Here is a 1371-nt window from a genome sequence, read left to right as displayed (position 1 = left end):
GGTAGGCACATCCAGGGAACCAGCGATGGACGGCAAGGTCACCAATCTGAAATCGAAGCTGGAGACCTACAAAGCGATGAGCGGGGGCGGTAATTTTGCCGACTGTCCGGTTCGCAATGTCATCCAGGGCGTCAGCGGCAAATGGAGATCGCTGCTGGTGATGGCGCTGGCTGAAAGGCCGTATCGCTTCGGTGAGTTGCGGCGGCTGGTGCCCGACATTTCGCAGCGCATGCTGACCCAGACACTGCATGATTTGCAGCGCGACGGCTATGTGCATCGTGAAGTGTTCCCGACCAAACCACCGAGCGTTGAATACAGCCTGACCGATCTCGGGCGCTCGATGTTCGGCGCCTTTCATCAACTGATCCTATGGGCCGAACTCAACCATGATGCGGTGCGCGAAGCGCGTGCGGATTTTGATGCCGCCCAGGCATAAGCCGCGGGGTGGCGCCGCGACGCCGCGCATTCGCCGCAGTTCCTCGCCTCGATGGTGGCCGGCACGGTGGTCCATCCGTTCAGGCGAACTGGGCTGGCGGAAGCGCGCTGGCCGGATCGTTCTTGCGAATGACCGTCGAAAGATACGATCCCTTCGCCCGCAGGAAGGCATGCAGGCGCAGTGGATAGTCCTGCGCCACGGCATGCTTGACGGACGGGCGTCCACTCAATGCCTGGCGCCAGGCCTGGACGAGCGGTTTGCCGTCCAGAATGCCGAAATCGCCGATCCGGTCGAAGGTATCGATGTAGCGGAAGACAGGGCCGTAGACTGCGTCGACGAGCGAAAAGCGCCCGCCTTCGAACCATGGTCCAGTCCGGCCGGCTTCGCCCGCCAATTCGGTCTCCACACGATCGAACATTTCCGACAGCGTCCGAGACTCGGCAAGGAATCCTGCCTCGGTCGACGCCGAATAGAACCGGCCGACGGCGTTGAGGATGGCTGAGCCATACTCGATCCAGGCACGATGCCGGGCCCGGGCATAGGGGTCGGCCGGGTGGAGGGGATTGGCCTCAGTTTCTTCGAGGAATTCGAGGATGACGGCGGATTCGAAGATCACCGTCTCATCGTTCCCCCGCTGCTGCGCGTGCAGCGGCACCTTGCCGAGCGGCGAGACCGCCTTGAACCAGTCAGGCTTGTTGGCGAGGTCGATGTCGACGCGCTCGAACGGCACGCCTTTCTCGGCCAGCGAGATCGCCGCACGCTGGACATAGGGGCAAAGGGGATGGCTGACGAGAATGAGGGTGTTGGCATGCTTCATCGGATTTGCCTCTCGATATCGATGCATTCGCCTCTACCTAGATGCAAATGCATTGGTCGTCAAGCTTGATGCAATTGCATCTATCTCTTATGATGCAGTCATGATCGAGACAGCCATT

At 60.9% G+C, this 1371-nt stretch carries 2 protein-coding genes; one reads left to right on the top strand and one right to left on the bottom strand.

What is annotated here, in order from left to right; genetic code table 11:
* Window positions 1-25: 25 nt before the first annotated feature.
* Window positions 26-436 carry a helix-turn-helix domain-containing protein gene (locus FJ980_RS31860; RefSeq protein WP_140495388.1) on the top strand — a complete coding sequence of 137 codons (411 nt, stop codon included), beginning with the start codon at window positions 26-28 and terminating at the stop codon, window positions 434-436.
* 79 nt (window positions 437-515) lie between these two features.
* Here the strand turns inward: FJ980_RS31860 and FJ980_RS31855 are convergent, their stop codons facing one another.
* Complete coding sequence (locus FJ980_RS31855; RefSeq protein WP_140547474.1) at window positions 516-1253, bottom strand: glutathione S-transferase family protein; 738 nt, start codon at window positions 1251-1253, stop codon at window positions 516-518.
* Between the last annotated feature and the right edge of the window lie 118 nt (window positions 1254-1371).

The organism is Mesorhizobium sp. B1-1-5, assembly GCF_006443065.1.
Classification (GTDB): Bacteria; Pseudomonadota; Alphaproteobacteria; order Rhizobiales; family Rhizobiaceae; genus Mesorhizobium.
This window is presented reverse-complemented; position numbering and strand designations above follow the sequence as displayed.

What these genes read in the sequence shown, in the direction of transcription:
- FJ980_RS31860 (WP_140495388.1), top strand. Translation starts at nt 26, where the DNA reads ATGGACGGCAAGGTCACCAATCTGAAATCGAAGCTGGAGACCTACAAA.
- FJ980_RS31855 (WP_140547474.1), bottom strand. Translation starts at nt 1,253, where the DNA reads ATGAAGCATGCCAACACCCTCATTCTCGTCAGCCATCCCCTTTGCCCC.